Source organism: Photobacterium satsumensis, from assembly GCF_050336935.1.
In the GTDB taxonomy this organism is placed as follows: Bacteria; Pseudomonadota; Gammaproteobacteria; order Enterobacterales; family Vibrionaceae; genus Photobacterium; species Photobacterium satsumensis.
Map to the genome: position 1 here is coordinate 2624587 of NZ_JAKJSK010000006.1, position 20321 is coordinate 2644907.

At 45.4% G+C, this 20321-nt stretch carries 12 protein-coding genes, 1 tRNA gene and 1 pseudogene; 6 read left to right on the top strand and 8 right to left on the bottom strand.

Annotation, left to right across the window (positions count from 1 at the left end; genetic code table 11):
• Position 1: 1 nt before the first annotated feature.
• Positions 2-3613 (bottom strand): ImpA family metalloprotease, encoded by a 3612-nt coding sequence (locus L4D79_RS11690; RefSeq protein WP_428651632.1) that lies wholly within the window; start codon positions 3611-3613, stop codon positions 2-4.
• Positions 3614-3995: 382 nt separating this feature from the next.
• Between L4D79_RS11690 and L4D79_RS11695 the strand changes: the two genes are divergently transcribed.
• Both L4D79_RS11695 and L4D79_RS11700 read left to right on the top strand, forming a co-directional pair.
• Positions 3996-4086: transfer RNA gene (locus tag L4D79_RS11695), tRNA-Ser, on the top strand.
• A 382-nt stretch (positions 4087-4468) separates the two neighbouring features.
• Entirely contained in the window at positions 4469-4795 is a 327-nt protein-coding gene (locus L4D79_RS11700) for a hypothetical protein (protein ID WP_428651635.1), read from the top strand.
• 2 nt (positions 4796-4797) lie between these two features.
• On the opposite strand, the gene L4D79_RS11705 is transcribed toward L4D79_RS11700, so the two are convergent.
• From L4D79_RS11705 to L4D79_RS11715, 3 genes are all read right to left on the bottom strand, one after another.
• Complete coding sequence (locus tag L4D79_RS11705; RefSeq protein WP_428651638.1) at positions 4798-5820, bottom strand: sensor domain-containing diguanylate cyclase; 1023 nt, start codon at positions 5818-5820, stop codon at positions 4798-4800.
• A 221-nt stretch (positions 5821-6041) separates the two neighbouring features.
• A complete protein-coding gene (locus tag L4D79_RS11710; protein WP_428651641.1) occupies positions 6042-6890 on the bottom strand; it encodes a hypothetical protein in 849 nt (282 codons plus the stop codon).
• A gap of 182 nt (positions 6891-7072) precedes the next feature.
• Positions 7073-7681, bottom strand: coding sequence for a LysE family translocator (locus tag L4D79_RS11715; protein ID WP_428651644.1), 609 nt, complete (start codon positions 7679-7681; stop codon positions 7073-7075).
• Positions 7682-7782: 101 nt separating this feature from the next.
• On the opposite strand from L4D79_RS11715, the gene L4D79_RS11720 reads away from it, so the two are divergent.
• Positions 7783-8832: a GlxA family transcriptional regulator gene (locus L4D79_RS11720; RefSeq protein WP_428651646.1), complete on the top strand. Its 1050-nt coding sequence runs from the start codon at positions 7783-7785 to the stop codon at positions 8830-8832.
• A gap of 669 nt (positions 8833-9501) precedes the next feature.
• On the opposite strand, the gene L4D79_RS11725 is transcribed toward L4D79_RS11720, so the two are convergent.
• Together L4D79_RS11725 and L4D79_RS11730 are read right to left on the bottom strand one after the other, a co-directional pair.
• Complete coding sequence (locus L4D79_RS11725) at positions 9502-10815, bottom strand: DASH family cryptochrome (protein WP_428651649.1); 1314 nt, start codon at positions 10813-10815, stop codon at positions 9502-9504.
• A gap of 173 nt (positions 10816-10988) precedes the next feature.
• Entirely contained in the window at positions 10989-11711 is a 723-nt protein-coding gene (locus L4D79_RS11730) for a GntR family transcriptional regulator (protein WP_428651652.1), read from the bottom strand.
• Between the two features lie 286 nt (positions 11712-11997).
• On the opposite strand from L4D79_RS11730, the gene mngA reads away from it, so the two are divergent.
• From mngA to manA, 3 genes are all read left to right on the top strand, one after another.
• On the top strand, positions 11998-13935 hold the full coding sequence (gene mngA / locus L4D79_RS11735; protein WP_428651655.1) for a PTS 2-O-a-mannosyl-D-glycerate transporter subunit IIABC: 1938 nt from the start codon (positions 11998-12000) through the stop codon (positions 13933-13935).
• 124 nt (positions 13936-14059) lie between these two features.
• Positions 14060-16702, top strand: coding sequence for a mannosylglycerate hydrolase (gene mngB, locus L4D79_RS11740; protein ID WP_428651657.1), 2643 nt, complete (start codon positions 14060-14062; stop codon positions 16700-16702).
• Between the two features lie 27 nt (positions 16703-16729).
• Complete coding sequence (manA, locus tag L4D79_RS11745; protein ID WP_428651660.1) at positions 16730-17917, top strand: mannose-6-phosphate isomerase, class I; 1188 nt, start codon at positions 16730-16732, stop codon at positions 17915-17917.
• 67 nt (positions 17918-17984) lie between these two features.
• Here manA and L4D79_RS11750 read toward each other — a convergent pair whose 3' ends face one another.
• Together L4D79_RS11750 and L4D79_RS11755 are read right to left on the bottom strand one after the other, a co-directional pair.
• Complete coding sequence (locus L4D79_RS11750; RefSeq protein WP_428651662.1) at positions 17985-18461, bottom strand: type II secretion system protein; 477 nt, start codon at positions 18459-18461, stop codon at positions 17985-17987.
• A gap of 610 nt (positions 18462-19071) precedes the next feature.
• Positions 19072-20321 (bottom strand): annotated as a pseudogene (locus tag L4D79_RS11755) (hypothetical protein); the annotation flags it as partial.

Below are 20321 nucleotides of genomic sequence, written 5' to 3' on the forward strand. Positions count from 1 at the left end.
ACTATTGTTGGCTGTAAGCCATGAGCCCACTGATATTGATATATTGGTTGTTTGACTCCAGCCGTATATAGCGGGTTAACGAACGAGGCAACCCAGACTGGGCATCGAATAACCACTCATCTTGAATGCCTAATGGGCCAGAAGACCATAGGATGTTTCTAGAGTCATCGAGTAGATCAAGCGTGATATTTTCAGTCCGTGACTGGCAGCAATCAGCTCGGTTGGTCAAGATAAGCGCATCGATTTGAGCGCTATTTTCTAGGTCAACTTCTATCCACTCTGAACTGCCGCGCTGTGAATGGACGATTGTCGATGACTTGCCGTCCACTAAGTTGCTCGCCGGGAATCGACTTTCATCATAATAACTCGAGATCGTGACTGGCTTACCGAAAGCAACATCAGTCCCTTCCCCGGGATCGATACCCGACCAGCGCATTGTGCCATTGACGGGTAACGTTGGCTTATCCAGGCCATAGCAGTAATCATTACCGTCAGCTTGATAGTATTGAATAATAACATCGGTAAAGTCGTGTGCAGCCAATTGAAGTTGTGCCTTCTCAGAGACAGATAATCCCCACATGTTGAGGTAGTTACCATAATCAAGGCGGGTGACATAGGAGATAGCCACGGCGAGCCAGTCGTTATTGCTAATAGACTTTATCTCATCATAAGAATACTGGCCAAATCCTAGGTTATTTCTATTAAGTGACCATTCCGATTCATTCTTTTTGGCTCGGTTAAATTCACGCTCCAATATGTGCAGACGCGCGAGCAGGTGCCAGCCGTCTTGCAGCACGCCTTGGGCTTGAGCTGCCATCATCATCTGAACATAAATCGCAACGCCATGATTCCATTTGGTTAAGTTGGCTTGCTGCATAAAGGCAAAGGGATCAGGCTGACTTTGCGCTGTTTGGAGTGTTTCATACATGGATTTAAACGGCAGTTTTTGACAACTTGGTGCCTGACCTGTTTGCTTGAAAAATTGGGTTTTCGAATAATAGGAATATGGGTTAGTACTGGCATGTCCTTCCCAGCCACTAAAACGGAAACGCCCCTTTTCTAAGCCATGTCCTAGTTCATGGATATCGCCATGACCTGTTGGGCTAAAGGCCCAGCCAGCATCATACGGGTTGCCTGAGCAGCCATAACCACAGGTGGGTTGATCCGCATTCATATGCTTGACAATCGTATGGCTGTCTATCGTCCAACCCTGCTGGGCAGCAAAATCATGAACCTCTGGAATTTCAGTAATACCGTCACCTTTAAATCCAGCGAGAAGGTGAGGAAAATCATGCATATAAGCATCGGTTGCATTTGCTAAGTCTTCGGCTGTTGACCAGTTGGCATTGGATAACGTGGAGTGCATTTTCGATAAGGTTGAATGTACCTCAAAATAGGGGGTAGCCACTTCAGCCCAGTCAAAGTCACCTTGCTCGATGGCCTGCGCAAAGCTGTCGTTGTCATCGCTGCTACGCCAATGAGGATGACGGCCAATTTGCTTGAAAGCGAGTGTTACGGGAAGTCCAGATTCGCCACTGAAGCCAATCTGTACCGGCCCACCATAAGGGGACGTCACCTTGAGTGTTTCGCCCGGCTGAAGAGCAATTTTAACCGATTGCAGGTATTTCGGACGTTTGTAGCCACTTGTGGCAAATGGCTTGGAAGCCGATGAGCGTAAGGAGTTAATAAAGACAGTGGTATTAGCCGCGTCATTGTTATCTAGCCTGGTTACCTCGAATGTTTGCCCGGGCAAAGCGTAAACCCCAGCAGATTGGAAGTGTGCCTTACTGGTGAGTGTGACTGTCCTTTCGCTTGGTGTGATGTGGCTGAAATTACCTCGGCTAAAGTTGCCTAAATCAGGCTGTGCGGGGTTCGTTTCACGGTAATTATATTGTACGTGATCGGCATAATAAGACTCCATAAAGGTCGTGGTATCTGTCGAAGCCATATTCATTGGAAACGAAACGGACTGGCGGAAATAGTCGGCGAGTAAAACCAACAGTTTTTGGTATTTCAATCCCTCTTGTTTGAATAAATCGACTTTGTTGCTGTCGAAGCTGTTGGCCATATTTCGAACATGAGTGGCAGCCTGCTGAAATTCAACCTTGAAGCTGTCGATGTTTGAACAACTTGAATTACATTGGCTTAAGTCGGTACTAAAGCTCTGATCCAGAAAATGCGTGACCATGGTTTTGACTTGTTCGACATCGGTTGGCAATAACCCCTGACGAGATGTGATGTCATAACTCTTAAGCCCTAACTTTTTCCAATAATTATCCCATTCGTAGCTGACATTAAAGTGTTGGAATAACTGTTTGCCCAGCGCTGTCTGGTTGCCATCATGGTGCAGGTACATAACAGGAATACCCTGCGCTTGTGCAACGCTCACTTGTTCTGCAATGGCCTCTGCGTCCTCGCCACTACGAAGGTATTGGGAGATGATCAGTAAATCAGTTTGCGGGGTAATACAGCTCGCTAAGGCATCACCGTTACAGCTTCTAGCCGGGTTGTAAGTGATCTTATTTGGGAAGCGGTGATCCAGCCAGTTTCGCGTGGCACTTTCATCGGGGAAATAATAGCCATTTTCCATCTGTGCAATAACGATGTTCAAGCCGTTGGTGAGAATGTCACTTTGCGTTTTGCCCGTTAACCACTGAATACTGTTTTCAAGGAAGGTGAGTGTTTGGTCATTGGTCTCAAAGCCACGCTGCCAAGTGCGCATTGGATTAGAGCCTAAAACAAGGTAGCGGCTATCAGTGGTTTCCCCGATCACACCGATGGCTTTTTCATAGACCGTTTTCCCTGATACATAGACATCATTGGTGTACAGGATGGCTTCATTCACGCCATAGGTTGGGACAAACGTACTCGCGTCATGGGTTGGGTCCCATGAAAGGTCAGTCAAGCTACTCCCATCTTCTTTGGCATTGCCCTCTGCCGTGAGATTAAAAATCGCATTTTTTGCGTTTTGGTACTGCATGCGATTGCTTTCAATGACGTTCAGGATTGCTTGTAAAACAGATTTCCGATCAGGGATAAGTAACGCGTTTCCTGATTCAACCGCAGCATCTACCGGGTCGGGGCAACCCGACGTTTCAGCATAAAAGCTGGCCTTGGGAGCATAGCTGTTGACGGGCTGGTACGCTAAGAAGCAACCAGCATGTGAATTTTGCGCTTGTTGGGTAAAATCCGAGGGTAGGCTTTTATCGACGAAAAAATCAGGCCATTTATCCTGCCAGATAACACCGGTATGGTAATTATCGATATCAATGCCAGCAAGTTGGCTAAAGAAGTCGGTTTGAGCACCTTCATTGCGGTAGATACTGGTAGAAAAGCGAACTGGCGCACCGTATCGGACATAGACTTTAACGCCATTTACCTCAACGAAATAGTACCCGGCAGTGATATCCCAATTAGGGTGTCCGCCACAGCTGTAAGAGCAGTCACCTAACTCGGTGAGACCGGCACTCTCAGAAGCAGCATAGACATCGTTCAACGCTTGATTTGCTTTATTGGCGAGTTGTTCCAACTCAAGTGCGAGTGGAGCGGCAAGGGCTGATGAACAGCTGATTGCCCATGCCCCGAGGGCGAGATAACTGAGCTTTTTCTTCATGGATAATTCCTTTATCAAAGAAAGATGTGTGGTTTCTTCTGGCTTTAACGGTTTTATTGTTAATTTTGTATATTGGGAGAATGCTACATTTGCCCAGATAGACTTGGTTGCATATGAGCACTAAATTAAGGGTAATGGAATTAATCCTTTGATCCAGTAGGGTTTTGTGAGCTTGGTTCACGGAGTGATAATTTGTATGAATGGTTTACCTTGTAAGGCAACTCTACGGTTATTGTTTGATTTGTCAGCTGGTTATTTGGGAACTATGAAACGAAATAATCAGAAACTAAGTAATAATAAGTAGATCTGTACATACTCTGAGCGGTTGAACAACTGACGCTTTACAACAAGAAAGTCCTACATTATTATACGCCGCACTTACGGAGAGATGGCTGAGTGGTTGAAAGCACCGGTCTTGAAAACCGGCATACGTTTGTAGCGTATCTAGGGTTCAAATCCCTATCTCTCCGCCACATTTTGAGAAAGCCGCTGAGAAATCAGCGGCTTTTTTGTATCTGGGACTTAGGGTTCAAATCCACCATACCCAGAACGCTCCGCCACATTCGAAGGGCTAGCAGAAATGCTGGCCCTTTTTGCATCTGGAGTCTAGGGTTCAGCGAGCGAAGCGAGACAACGTTGCTAACCGAAGGTGATTTAAAGCAACGGCCCGTAGGGCGAAGTAAATCCTCTAATACCCAGAACGCTCCGCTGCATTCAGAAGAAGCCCTCCCAATTTATCTCCGCTGTCGCCATATGGTAATTACTGCCGTTTAGCGTTTGCTATTTTGGCGTTAAGTCGCTGGTTGCGAACCATGTATTAGGCTTGGTGAAAATTAATACTCTACGGGAGAGACAATGAAGAAAATGAAGGCTGTTGCTGCTGCGTGTACTTTAATGCTAATCACAGGCAATGCTTATGCGGTTTCTGATGCTGCCAAAGTGGGGGCAAATGCGGGGGCAATGATTTATTGTTATGATCATGTGGCGAGTTCTAGCCAGCATTCAAAATATAAAGTACTCAAGATTCATACTTACGATGAGTATAAAAAGTTACCAAGTAGTGACCGAGCGAAAGCATTGGTTATGAAAAAATCTGCTGAGGACGGTGATTATTTAGGTGACCGTTTAGACAAAGGTCGCTGTGATAGTCTGCGTAAAATGCTTTACATAAAATACAATTAAACCTAGCAATTTCTTTTACTCATTTTATTGGCATACATGCGTTTATCGGCTTGAATATATAATTCGGTAAGATCAAAGTACTCGGCGCCCTGTACGCTCATGCAACCATAACTGACGCTGAAGTGATTAGGGTAGTCTGTAAAGGCTTCATGGTTTGCTAGGGTAGTTTGATAGTTGGCTTCAATTTTTTGGCAGCGTGCTTTGAGATCTGCTTCGTTGATGTTTTGTGTCAGCACAATAAACTCATCGCCACCGACTCGCGCGACAATATCGCTGGCGCGGGTGAATTTTTTAATTTCCGTTGCCAGCGTTTGGATAGCGATATCGCCGCAGTCATGACCGAGTTGGTTGTTGATCTGTTTTAGGTTATCTGAATCAAAATAGGCGATGGCAATGGATTCAGTCTTTGCATGCAATCCCACAGCGTTTTCTTTGGCGTTGTCTGTGTTGGATTGACGCATGACTTTATGCGCAAACACTGAGAGGCCATGTCGGTTATAGACCCCGGTTAATTCATCAGTTATGGCAATTTTTCTTACTTGCTCATAGGCATCTATCAGTTTGAGATCAGCGGTAATGAGTTCTTTAAGTTGCTCGAGGAGTTGAAATAGGGTGTCGTTATATTCGCTTGGCTTGGTGTCAATGGCGCAGATAGTGCCAAACACGGTGTTGTCAGGCCAATATATCGGCATGCCAAAATAGGAACGAATTGGCCCTTCTTTGACAAAGGGGATTTGGCTCCATGTGGGATGGTTTGCAGGATCTGCGACATAGAGGGAGTCGCCTTTTTCAATGACATGCCGGCAGAAACTATTCATTTCATAAGGCCAGGCATTACAGGGCTTAAGAAAATTACCTTTGTTTTGGCTAGTACGAACAGTAAAGAATTCATCTTCACGTAACTGAACGATGGCACCGCAGCTACAGCCGAAAAGTTGCGAGATTAAATCGACAGTTTTCTGCCACTTTTCTAAATCTAGCTCTGGGTGTTCATTTGAAGTAAGAAAGTGTGCCCGTTCAAACATATTCAGCCTCCTGCTCAGCAATAGAAGTATATACCGCAAAAGGAGGGAAGGATGGGAAAGTCTGTAAAGAGGTTAATTTTTTATGATCGCAGTGGTGATATTTTACGTTTACTATTGCTTTGAGTTATTTCATGAATTGCAGATAAGCTGAATAACCTTGATGATTATATTGGTATATGTCGTGTAGAAAAGTGGGAGAGTGAAGCCTCTCCCTTCAATATTTATGAGCAAACAAACCACGAGTTGGCAGGAGCGGTAATATAAGAGGAACGGTGCCAGTTCACTTTTTCTAATGCGGGAGCTGTCCTAATATCCCCCTTGAACTTGTCTTTTACCGATACTTTAACCAGCCCATTATTCACACTAAAAACTTTTCCGCGATAGGTATGGCCAAGATTGGTTTGGTGTGGGTGATCGTACAAGCATACCGTCGCCCCAACACTGGAATAGATGTATTTGCTTTCTTCCCCCCATGGCGCTGTTGTTGGTGAAGCCGTCTGATTAATGGCATGCATGGTCGCGCTAGCGGGTGCTAATTGACGCAGCGGAGAATAAGGCTCGTAGCCAAGCACTTGCGCGCTTTCATACCATTGGTTCTGGTTGGCCTGGGTATTTTCATTCAGTCGTAGGGTGACAAACGGGCCATCCAAACATAAATCGGCCCAAAGGGCGGTACTGGTAATTTTAGCGGAGAATAGAGGCATCTCGTTGGGGGTGTTGGCTGAGGTAACACACCATGCACCGCTACCTTGGTTAAGAAGTTGGCCACCATTAATGTCACAAACCCGTTTGGCCAACGCTTGATATTCAGCAATATCGATAGCAGCTTGTTTTGGGTTTTCAGAACAGTAGCGATAAGTATAGGCGAATGTATTTTTAGGGTAGAACACGCCTTTATCGACAACCGCCCCGCTACGCCGGGTATCGGTTAACGCAATGAAGCTTTGGGTTGAGTCGTAGAAACTGTATTCCCCGCTTCGCCTGACGGTGTCAGGGCTAGAGCTACAGCCACTGAGTAATAAAGGAATAACCAGGGAGAGTGGAAAGAGTTTTTGTATCAACGAAAACATCACGCATCTACCTCCAACGCCAACAACATGACGAACACCAGAACACTTAAACAAGAATAAAGTGTTACCTATGTCACAAAAATAGCATGGCTATAAGTATATCGGATCTGATACGAACTGCTGAGAATGTCAGGCGAGTAGGCACCCAATCAATAGTATTGGGTGCCGTCAATAATGAAGAGTTATTGGCTCAGTGGAAGGCTTGCACCTAATATGGCAAAGACAGTAGCGCAGCCTTTGTTAAAACGTTGGCCGCTTCTTTGTAACCATGGGCGCAATTGATGAGCAATGCAGGCAACAAAGAGCTCAACACTAAATTCAACAACAGCGAATGTCGCTGCAAGAATCAAAAATTGCGTCAGCAGTGAAGTTTCAGGTGTCATGAATTGTGGTAAAAAGGCGCCAAAAAATAAAATGACTTTGGGGTTAGCGATAGCCGCTAAGAGCCCCTGCCTGAATCTTGCGGTATTGCCAAGATCATTAGCCGATGTTTTTTCAAGAGTGATTGCAGGGGCCCGCCACAATTGAATCCCGAGATAAACCAAGTAACCCCCCCCGATCCACTTAAGGAGTGAGAGCACATGTGCTGACGCCATCATCAACGAGCCGATGCCGAACATAGAAATGGCGATAACGCCAATAAAGCCAGTGACTCCGCCAAGAATGGTTGGGAGGGTTTTTCTTCGACCGTACAATGCCCCGTGGCTTAGCGCCAGCAACCCATTAGGGCCGGGCGCGAAAGCGAGACCAGTGACAGCCACTAAATATAACAGCCAAGTTTCCAATGCCATGAAGGTGCCTTTTCAAATATTGATGCTAGTTGGCAGTATAAGAGAGGCTCTCACAATTACCTTGGTGTTATTTGGACTATTTAAGGTAATATTTAGACATCATGGGCTTTTCCTTTATCTTTATGTCTTCCAATTTACCGTCATCTCAAACCTCTAAACGTATCAGTAACCAGCTAAGCATACCGCCAGATGTGCGTTTCTTGTTGGTTCCGTTGCCCACTTTTAACATGCTGCCTTTTGGCAGTTTTCTCGATAAATTGCGCTTTTCTGCTGATGAAGAGGATTTCAGTGAGCAGAGGTATTGTGCGTGGGATATAGCTGGTTTGTCAGAGGGAGGTGTGGTTTCAAGCAGCGGTGTTCACCTTTCTATTCAACTGGCTTTTGAGCATGTTGATTTAGCACAATATGATTATGTCGTCGTGTTCGGGGGAAGAAGTGCGAGCGAGATGAAAGCATTGGCCCCGTTGTATAAAAACTTTTTCAAGAAAGCGGTGGCAAGAGGGGTTGCGTTGGTCACTGTCGATAACGCTTGTTTTACCTTAGCGGAGTTAGGGTTGTTCGATGGTTGTAATGTTGCTGTTCACTGGCGTCATCTTCAGGAGTTCGAGACAGATTTTCCGACATTGAAGGCAAGAGCAGATCAACTTTACTGTATTGATGGTAAAAGGATCAGCTGCGCGGGAGGGACAGCAGTGATTGAATTAGCGATTGAGCTGTTGGCTGGGCAGTGTGGTCGTGAGAGAGCATTGAAAGGGTTGGCTGATATGCTGGTTGATGAAACCCGAAGCCGGGACCACTATTTGAAATCATTGGGTTATGATGTAAATAAAGCGCATCAACATAATCGTCACGTATCTCGTACGATTACCTTAATGCGCCAGCACCTGTCTACTCCGTTGAACATCGAGGAATTAGCGAAAAGATTAGGCTTAAGCCGGAGGCAGCTCGATAGGCTGTTTAAAGCGGAACTGGCGGTGGGCCCTCGCGAGTACTGGGCTACCATGAGGATGGCCCATGCCCATTGGCGCTTGCAAAATTCCGTCTATAGCCTTACCGAGATTGCTAATGAAGTCAGTTTCTCTGACGTGAGTTATTTTTGTAAAGTTTTCAAAAAACATTTTGGATATAGTCCTACGAAAGTACGACAATAAAAGCAGCGGAAAAATGCATCTTGTCATTTTAATAAATGATGTATTTTTTAAAACTAAACCCTGAGCTCTTCACTTATCTGTTTTATTGAGTAACGTTGTCAGTGTTTTATTGATAGGGCTGTTTTTATGTATCTAAACCGGAGTGATAGCGAAGTATAATAACGCTGCAGATTATAGCTTAATAGTGCTATTGCAGTTTTTACATTTATAAACCGCACTATAAAATAGCTTTTGCAGAGCATTTCTTTTGATTTGGTAAGTAGCAGGGTTTTCGCAACACTTCATTGTTAAGATCCTTTTGATGAGTGGTTTTGCCGAGATTCTATACACTATCTCAGTCCCAAAACGTGATCGCGATCCAACTTATGCCTGATTTGTTGGGCGTATTATAAAAGAAATCATGAAGATGCCTATATTGGGAGTCCTATGTAACATTTATATTCTACTTGTTTGTAAATATTTCTAGCAGTGGGTGATAATTGCTTCTAAGGTTTATTTTAAATACTGTTTTTATATGCGTGTTAAATTGTGCTTTTGGGATATGTTTTTAATGTAAATATTATTTAGTAAGGAAATAAATACCCATTCTATTATTAGGTTTTAATCGTCAGAGATGCTGATCCTTGCGGATCAGCGGTATGTGGGTATTCAATTCGTAGTAACTGTGCACTAATAAATGGGCCAATCAGCAGCATCAACGGAATCTATGCTGCCATCATGCTTGTTTCCCTCCCACTTACGGATAAACTTGCCATCAGGGTCATAGCGTTCAGTTTGCTTGGTTAAACAGAAGTGGCGGTTTTCGTTGGCAGCAGCGCCTACACCTGCAATATATTGCCAGTTTCCCCAATTTGAGGCGGTATCGTAGTCAATCAGATGCTCCTCAAAAAAAGCCGCACCATAGCGCCAGTCTAGACTTAGTTCGTTGACTAAACAGCTAGCGGCTATTTGTCTTCCACGGTTGGAAATATAGCCGGTTTGGCGTAGCTGATTCATTAATGCATTCACAATAGGATAGGGGGTATTCCCTTCACTCCAACGGCGAAATCGCTCCGGATAGAACGCGGTATGAGGGCTTTTTTTGCTGACTCCGGAAAATGTATAGAGCCTTGTACCGTGGAAATGTGCATACCACTGGAAATATTCACGCCAAAGGAGTTCAGACTTTATCCATTGCGTGGATTCATTGCACTCGATGTTATTTTCAAATTGACTCAAGTGCTTGATTAACTTATTCGCCGATAAGCAGCCTAAGGCAAGCCAGGGGGAAAACTTGGTCGAATTTTCCCATCCGTCGAGTTCATCACGGGTCAATTTGTAGGTACAGGGCGCACGCGAAGCAAAGTAACCCTCAAGGTGCTTGAGTGCTGCGGTTTCACCGCCCTCGAAGTCAGCTAATAGTTTTGGGTTTATCATTGGACTAACGACATCAAACGCTTTGAGCCTGCCAGGCGGTGAGGGCAGTTTGGCGATGGTGGTTATCGGTGAACGAATGTCTAGACTTTCTACTTGCTGACGGAATTGGCTGAAGGTGGTTGGAAGCGCTTCATTCACGTTGAAAGGTAACTCAATTTTGTCAAAGAGGGTATGTGTCGCTATGCTCCTGAACGTGATATACGGGTACCTTCCCTTGAGAGTATGCCAATTCCGTTGCTCGTAAACACCGGCTTGTTCGCTGGTATAGATCATTGAGACATTATATTGGCTGATTAATTCTGGGATAACATTAAGCGGATGATCCAGTATGACATGCAAGCTCTGCCCGCGTTGGCTGAGTTGCTCTGCAAGATCATGGAGTGACTGTAAGAGAAATTGCTTCCTGTAGGTGCCGTGCTTACTAATATGGTAAGGGTAGCGATTAGCACTATCAACCGGTAAGCAGTACACGCAGATGAGGTGATCGGTTTCTTGTGTCGCTAAAGCAAGTGCAGAATTGTCATGTAGTCTTAAATCGTTTTGAAAAAGATACAAACCTGTTGCCATTGAAGATCCCTCTAAGCCAAGGTGCTAGCTTAAATATAGGCGTAATATCGCAAGTATTTGGTGTTTTTATACGCCAAAGTGATAAGGAGAATTATCAGCAGAGTATCTGTGTTGCTCGAACAGTCTGTGGAGCATAAGAAGTGGGCTTGCTAGCCCACTTTGTTTAATGAGATTTAGTAATGATGATTACGCTTAGCGACTAAAGTGAACTTGTAATCAGAAGACTTGAAGTAGTTACGGCTGTATTCGAATACGGTCCCGTCGATTAAATATCCCTTGGTGATCTTTTCGATAATAGGTTGATCGGCAGGAATCCCAAGTTGGTTTACTACTTCTTGAGGTGGTAGTACCGGGATAATTTCCTGCTCACTGCGGTCAATCACCATCTTTTTCGTTCCTTCGATAAACTCGTACTTCGAGCCTTGCATCACTTCATAAGTAAGATCAGGGAATAGCGAGAGCGGCATCCAGGTTTCTTCTAAGGTGACAGGGCTATCGTCAATAAATCGTACCCGTTTGACGTAGAAAATCCTGTCGTTTTCACCAATTTCCAGCGCCTCGGCGATGGCAGGAGCTGGCGTGGTAATTTCAAATGCGAGAATTTCACTGTGGGTTTTGACATCAAGGTGGCTCAGCTTTTCATAGAAGCTTGAGTACTCGTACATGTCGTAGTTGACCTTGTTCTCTTTTACATAGGTCCCACTGCCTTGGATGCTTTCCAGCACATTTTGCTCTACGAGTAGTTTTAAGGCTTGGCGAACCGTTACACGGCTCACGGAGAAGGCTTCTCGTAGTTGTGCTTCAGTCGGCAAGGCCTCACCCGGCTTGTATTCACCGGATTGGATCTTCTCCTTTATTGCGTCAGCGATCTGACGATACATAGGAAGGCGTGCCACATCGTTCTCCTCTGGAAGGCAAATCTGTTAATTACCGCTTATAGTTAGGGCTTCAAGCTTGCCCTATACATTTATAGTTAGCTAATGCCTGTATTTTACCTGTATTTGTCGCGTCATTCAAAGTTGTCATATACAAACTTAACTGAAAGTTAATACAACAATAATACCTATCTGTAAGTTTGTGTGAATGTGATCACAGAACGTATCGTCAGAATACGTATTATATTTGTATTAATACAACTAAGGGCGATACACGCCCACCTGGATGACGGTACAGAGGACGACGATGAAACTGACTACCCTTACCCATAAGTCGCTGATTTCAATCCAAACGACATTTGATAGTCGTGAGGCAGCGATTTACGCACTGGCCGATAAGCTGGATCAACAAGGCAAATTGCATGATAAGCAAGCTTACCTTGATGCAGTGTTTGCCCGTGAAGAACAAGGCCCTACAGCTTTAGGTGAAGGACTTGCAGTCCCGCATGGTAAGACTGATGCGGTTAAAGAAGCGGGTTTTGCTGTTGCGACACTAAAACGAGATCTTAAGTGGAAAGGCATTGATGAAGACGAAGATGAAGATGTAAACCTTGTCTTCCTGATTGCCATTCCAAACGCTGAAGCCGGTTCAACCCACATGCATTTGCTAACGGAGTTAACCACGACGCTGGTTGATGATGATGTTCGTGAAGCGGTACTCAATGCACAAAGTGCAGAAGAGTTGATGAGTTTGCTTGATGGTGCTGGCGAGCAAGAAGAACAAGACAACATTAATACAAATGAGAACAACCCAACGATTGTTTGTGTTACAGCTTGCCCTGCAGGTATTGCCCACACTTATATGGCGGCGGAATACCTTGAGAAGGCCGGTAAGAAAATGGGCATCAATGTCCATGTTGAAAAGCAAGGTGCTAACGGTATTGAAGGCCGTTTGACGGCTGAACAGCTAAACAAGGCTGATGCTGTTGTCTTTGCAGCAGAAGTCGCGATTAAAGAAATCGAGCGCTTTAATGGTATCCCTCGTGTAGAAACGCCCGTTGCCGAGCCTATTCGCCACGCTGAGCGTATCTTGAACGATGCGATGGAAGCGGCGAAAAATGGTACAAGTGAACAGCGAGTTGCAGCAACTAGCGATAAACCAAAGAAGCTTCCTTTCAAAACTGAGCTTAAGCAAGCATTGCTAAGCGGTATCTCTTTTGCTGTTCCTCTTATTGTTGCGGGTGGTACTGTTCTCGCGGTCGCCGTTTTGATTGCACAAATTTTTGACCTGCAAGAGCTGTACGCAACAGAAAATTCATGGCTATACATGTACCGTAAATTGGGTGGTGGTCTACTAGGCACCTTGATGGTACCTGTTCTTGCGGCATACACCGCATACTCCCTAGCTGATAAGCCAGCATTAGGGCCAGGTTTTGCTGCAGGTCTTGCTGCAAATATGATTGGTTCTGGTTTCCTCGGTGGTGTGGTCGGTGGTTTGATTGCCGGTTACTTTATGCGCTGGGTGAAAGAGAACATCCGTCTAAGCCCAGCGTTCAATGGTTTCCTGACTTTTTACCTGTACCCTGTCATCGGTACGCTGGTTGTTGGTAGCTTGATGTTGTTTGTTATCGGTAAGCCGGTGGCAATGCTAAACCAAGGTTTGACCGATTGGCTAAACGGCCTATCTGGCTCTAACGCACTGCTGCTTGGCGCAATCATCGGTATCTTCGTATCGTTTGACTTGGGTGGCCCAGTGAACAAAGCGGCATACGCATTCTGCCTAGGTGCAATGGCTAACGGTGTATACGGTCCATACGCAATCTTCGGTTCGGTGAAGATGGTATCAGCCTTTACAGTGACGGCTTCTACCATGATGGCACCACGTCTATTCAAAGACTTCGAAATCGAAACCGGTAAGTCGACTTGGCTACTTGGCCTTGCGGGTATCACTGAAGGTGCGATTCCAATGGCGATTGAAGACCCAATCCGTGTTATCGGCTCATTCCTTGCGGGCTCAATGGTAACGGGTGCCATCGTTGGTGCAGCGGGTATCGGTCTATCGACCCCGGGTGCAGGTATCTTCTCAATGTTCCTACTTCACGATGCGGGTATCGGTAGCTTCATGGCCGCTGGTATCTGGTTGGGTGCTGCGTTAATTGGTGCTGCTATCTCAACCGTGATGCTAGTGAGCTGGAGGGCCCATGCGACAAAAAAGGGCACATTTAAAGTGACCGCTGACGCTTAATCCTGCTTTTCTAAACAATAAAGAATCACGTCACATTATCTATGTCGGAAACGACAACACCCTAAATCATCGGGTGCAGGCTAGCTGCACCCGACATTTAAGAAAAATTATCAGGTACATTATTATGGCTACTTCTCGCGTTCATATTACTCCTCACATGCATTGGGATCGTGAATGGTATTTCACTACTGAAGAATCGCGAATTCTGCTAGTAAACAACATGGAAGAAATCCTGACTCGCCTAGAGTCAGATCCTGAATATAAATTCTATGTACTTGATGGCCAGACCGCGGTTCTGGAAGACTACTTCGCCATCATGCCTGAAAACGAAGAGCGTGTACGTAAACAAGTACAAGCGGGCAAATTAATTATCGGTCCATGGTACTCACAAACTGACACCATGCAGGTTGCGGGTGAATCTATTGTTCGTAACATGATGTACGGCATCCGTGATTGCATGAACTTTGGCGAAGCCATGAAAATAGGTTACCTGCCAGATTCTTTCTCAATGAGCTCACAGCTGCCAATGATCTACAACGGCTTTGGTATTGACCGCGCAATGTTCTGGCGTGGTTGTTCTGAGCGTCACGGCACCAACAAAACTGAATTTGTTTGGCAGAGCAACGACGGCAGTGAAGTGACTGCACAAGTACTTCCGCTCGGTTATGCGATTGGTAAATACCTGCCACAAGACGAAGAAGGCCTGCGAGCTCGTCTAGATAAGTACTTCCCAGTACTCGAGAAGCCATCGGTTACAAAAGATATTCTTCTACCTAACGGTCATGATCAGATGCCGATCCAGGAAGATATTTTCGAAGTCATGGATAAGCTACGCGAGATCTACCCTGATCGTGAATTTAAGATGAGCCGCTTTGAAGAAGCATTCGAGCGAATTGAAGCTGTTCGTGACCAGCTTGATACAATAAAAGGTGAGTTCAACGACGGTAAATACATGCGTGTTCACCGCACTATTTCTTCTACTCGTATGGACATTAAGCTGATCCACGCCGAAGTAGAAAACAAGATTGTTAATATCCTAGAGCCACTGGCATCAATTGCTTGGGCATTAGGTTTCGATTACCACCACGGCTTGATTGAGAAAATGTGGAAAGAGAGCATGAAAAATCATGCCCACGACTCAATTGGCTGTTGCTGCTCGGATAAAGTTCACGCCGAGATCCTCAACCGTTACATCCTTGCTGATGATATGGCGACTAATCTGATCAATTTCTACAAGCGTAAAATTGTTGATCATATGCCTGCCCGTGAAGGTTGTGACAAGCTAGCGATGTTCAACCTATCGCCTTACGATCGTGAAGAAGTGGTAAACATCACCATCACTATTCGTGCGCAAGAGTTCAAGATCTTCGATGAGCACGGCCATGAAGTTGAGTACTACATCCAAGATCAGCGCGTAATTGACCCAGGTAAGATTGACCGCCAGATCGTGCACTACGGAAACTACGACCCGTTCGTAGAGTACGATATTCAAATCAAGCACATCGTACCAGCAATGGGCTTCACCACGCTTCACATCGAAGGTAATGCCAAAGGCAAGGTGAAAGTTGCTGAGCAGAAAGAATACCTGATGGAGAATGAGTTCTACCGTATTAACGTCAATGACAACGGTACGCTAACTATCTTCGACAAGGAAACAGAGCAGACTTTCGATCAAGTACTTCGCCTAGAAGACGGCTCTGATGACGGTGATGAGTACGACTACTCACCATCTCGTAAAGAGTGGTTGCTGTATTCTGATGAGTTCAAAGTTGAAACCAACATCAAACATGAAGGTTTCCAGTCAGTTGCCAGCATCAAGCTACGTATGGATGTGCCTGACAACCTGCAAGCTCGTGAAGAGTGTACTAACCAAGATGGCTTCGTGGATGTTGATTGCCAAGTGGTACTAAAAGCTGGCTCTCGCCGTATTGAAGTACGCATGGAGCTGGACAACCAAGCTGACGATCACCGTGTGCGTGTGCTAGTACCAACCCCGTTCGTGTCTGAGACTGTGGTTGCCGATAACCAATTTGGCTTGATCACCCGTCCGGTTAACGACCCAGAAATGGCGAACTGGGAAAAAGACGGTTGGAAAGAAGCCCCAGTACCTGTTTACCAGCTGATGAACTTTGCAGCGCTGGAGAGTGATCAAGCAGGTATGGCTATCATGAGCAACGGTCTACGTGAGTTCGAAGTTATTTCTTCTAAAGGCAACGAAGAAAAAGATACTTTTGCGTTAACGCTGCTTCGCGGTGTGGGTGTACTGGGTAAAGAAGAGCTTCTGCTTCGCCCAGGCCGTCCATCTGGTATCAAGATCCCAACTCCAGATTCACAGGTACGCGGTAAGATCGTATGTAACTTCACTTTGAGTGGCTTTGTGGGCAATCATATTGAAGCTAACGTTATGGCAATGGCGCGTGACAATGTGACGCCTATCCAGTGCTATAACAAGATCCCATACAATGCGATGAAGCTGAATGTAGGTGAGCAAAACCAGCCAATGACTTTCTCGCTACTAGAGAAAGGCACACAAGGCGCAGTGTTGAGCGTACTGAAGAAAGCGGAAGATGAAAATGCGCTAATCGTGCGTGTTTACAACCCATCTGAGACAGAAACCATTACTGATGGTATCCGCTTCAGCCGCCCTATCACTGAGTGGGTAGAAACCCGTATGGACGAAGTGGTACTAGAAGAGCAAGGCTACGAAGCCGGTCAATTCGGCGAACTGCGTCCTTGTCAGGCAAAAACGTTCCGAGTGCGATTCTAATTCAGCTTTTATCCGGATAACGATGATATGTATAAGCTAGGTAATGTAATTCAAAACTATGCGTGGGGTAGCAAAACTGCGATGACGGCCTTATTTGGCATCAGCAACCCAGACGATCAACCCCAAGCGGAATTGTGGATGGGGGCCCACCCCAACGGCTGTTCACGTGTCGTGACGAATGGTGAGAGCCTGCTGCTTTCAGATTTGATAGAGCAATCACCTGAATTAGTATTGGGTCGCTATACATCTGATCGATTTGGTGAGCTGCCTTACTTGGTGAAAGTGCTCTCTGCAGCTAAGCCGCTGTCTATTCAAGTACATCCAAAGAAATCAGCCGCCGAAGAAGGTTTTCATCGCGAAAACCTTGCCGGAATTCCACTGGATGCGGCTGAGCGGAACTACAAAGATCCGAATCATAAACCCGAAATGGTGTATGCCTTGACCAATTACAAGGCGATGAACGGTTTCCGCGTCATTAACGAGATGGTCGAGCTATTCGAGCAAGCCAACTGTCAGAGCTTGGCGGAAGGTGTCCAATCACTGAAAGCCAATCCGACGCCGATTCAGTTGGCGGCATTCTTCCGTGAAGTGATTTCATTAACGGGTGAGAAAAAGCAAGCAGCCATTGCTGAGTTGATGGAAAATATTGAGTCAAAGGGGCTTTCTACCGATGCCAAAGCGGTGTTTGAATTGATTGCTGCCTTTGCCAAAGAGTACCCAAGCGATGTGGGTTTGTTCGCGCCATTGATGCTAAACGTCATTGAACTAGAAGCTGGCGAAGCCATGTATCTTGATGCTGAAACACCGCATGCCTACCTAGAAGGTACAGGTATTGAAGTGATGGCAAGCTCAGATAACGTGCTGCGAGCAGGCTTGACACCAAAGTTCATGGATGTTGAAGAGCTTCTGAAAAATACCCGTTTTGAACCTATTCCAGCCCAGTATTTAAGGCTGAAAGGGCAGGTTAAAGGCCTCAAAATTGGTTATAACGTGCCGGTAGACGATTTTAAAGTTGACGTTATTACCCTGACTGAAACCGCACAGACTGAATTTGTTCGAAGTGCCGAAATCATTATGTGTCTTCAAGGAAAGTTAACGCTTGAAAGCGAAGGGCTGGTGATGAACTTAATTGCTGGGGAATCTGCGTTTATCCCATATAGTAGCCGTCAGTACAGCTACAAAGGAACGGGTAAAGTGATTAGGACGTTTAACTGATTTTCCTATTTCCTGTCGCTTTAAAAAAACAAACGCCACCCATTTGGGTGGCGTTTGTATAGCTGAATTAGCAGCCTTGATAATTTTTGATAACGACTGGCGGAAATAGTTGGGAGGTCGCTGGATCTATTGTTCGTTGGATATGAACGTAGCATTGCTCTTTTTGAATATGTTCTGGATACTTCGCTACTTCACCAAGATAGAAATAGGCTTCCTTACCGTCACTGTAAAAAGTAAAACTGACGCCGCTGAGGTCCATTGCCTCGTCAATACTCTCTTGTTTTAGTAGCATATAGCCATTATTAACGCTAATGTTAGTCCCCGGAAGTATTACCGTCTCTTTACTATCCTCTAAACCATTCATTATCGTTTTGCTGTGGATTAGTTCATTTGCAACCTCAAATGAAGCGCTAAAGCCATCTAATGTGGCTATTCTTGCATCCGTTGCAAGCCCTAAGAATCGGGGGGCTGCGGTGATCGCAAGAATACCTAGCAGGATAATGACGACGACCATTTCAATTAGCGTGAAGCCTTTATTATTCATTTTTCATGCTTTGAGTGTCAATCTATTGACGTTGACTATACATGTAAATAATACCATGTAAACATAAAGTGTTGGTTTTTTAGCTGATTTTTCGCGTGACGGTATGTTATTGCCCACAATGGCCGATGGAGAAGCAAAGCCGTCTCAAACCACTGACCATATTTTAGGCTTTCGCTGGTACTGTTTTTAAAAAACATTGTTTTTGATTTGGGTGTAGCATAGTATCGCATGCAATAATTGAAGGGTTGAATGTATCTGATATGCTCGCTCTTTTCATGCTGCTGTTATAATCGTAAGTATCGCCTGCATGGGTAAACCCAAATAGACTATGAAAAATAATATATTAACCCCAGAAGACGTAGCTCAAGTAAGACTTGAATTTAAAGCTAATGTTAAAACAGAAACTAAAGAGCCATTCTTGGATATTAACCCTGACCAACTTGACTACATAGCCGGTGTTGGTTTCTCGTTGGTGATTGGGATGCTGATGCTAGCATTGTCATTTGAGTGTATTCGGTCACTCACTCATAAGTCATAAAACCAGCACACAGAAGTATGCTGGTTTTGAACTGTTGAGTACCTAAAGGGTACTATCGAAGATGATTCAGAGTTACTGAGTCGCCACGCTTGCTACTGCTTCTCCATTAGCTGGTACATCGACCAGCACATAGCTTACGATGACACCGTTAACCTTTTTCTTCATGGCTTCCATAGCGGTACCGTTGACTGTAATGCTGTCATGCTCTCCGTAGAAGCGAGCTTCCCACACGAGAGTTTCTTCAGAGGTATTAGTTAAGCTTGTCTCTGTTAACCCGTCATGGCGGATAGCCAGTTCATGCTCGCCCATAGGTAAGTAGTCCACTTCTAACCATTCAACATCTTGTGGTAGGTGAGAGGCGGTCACGACACGGTTCTCAGGCGCATTTGGCTCAATCCCCATCAGGCCTTCAATTGTGTTTGAAATAAAGGTGAAGGAGATTTCAGGGTAATCACCGTTAGTTCCCTGTGTTGGGCGCTCATGAGGCAGATCTTTCTTGTTGATGATGTAATTCATCCATTTCCAGGCCTCTTCATTTTGGTTATACGGGAAGTAGGTTTCTGGAATATAGGTATAAGCCTCAATGTTGTATGGCGCTTCCGGCGTTGAACCAATGCCCTCACCGAGGTTTTCAGAGATAAAGCTCAGGTAGTTATCGTTACGCTCCCCTGGCTCGGTAATCAGCTTCATTGGCATGAACCAACTGTTTTCTTTGCCGAAATCGTTAAGGCGCAGGCCATCTTTTTGGATAATATTGACGTAATTATCCAGTGGGTTGGCAGGATCTTTTATGCTCCACTCTTCATTGAAGAAACGCTTGAGTTCAGTGGCTTTTTCTTCCCATTCAGCAGCCAGCGAGTCTTCGCCCCGGGCGCTGAGCATGGCCGCGTAAGCAACGGTCGCTTGGTATTGCGAGCCGATACCATCACCGGCTTCGATCGGGAATTCACCACGTTCATTGTAGGTTGCAGACCCCTCGAAGATCCCACCATAGCCCTCGGCAATACCGTTTGGCTCTTGGTCATCATGCAGGGCGATGTAGTCGGTTAGTACCTTGGTATAGAATTGCCATAAGTCTGGATCATTGATATAGCGGTCATCACCAGTCCAACGGTACTGCTCAAAGGCCTTTTCGACAAATTCAAATTGTGCCGGTACTTCTCGAACGAAGTAATCATCGTGGTGGTAATCGATGGTGTGCGGGGTGCCGTCGAAGTTGATAGCCCACAAGGTGTACCATTTACGCGGCTCGGTTGAGTGACGGGCAAAGGTTTGGAACATGGAAAGGTTTTCCGCCCCTAGGCCGGCTAACCAGCCACCAC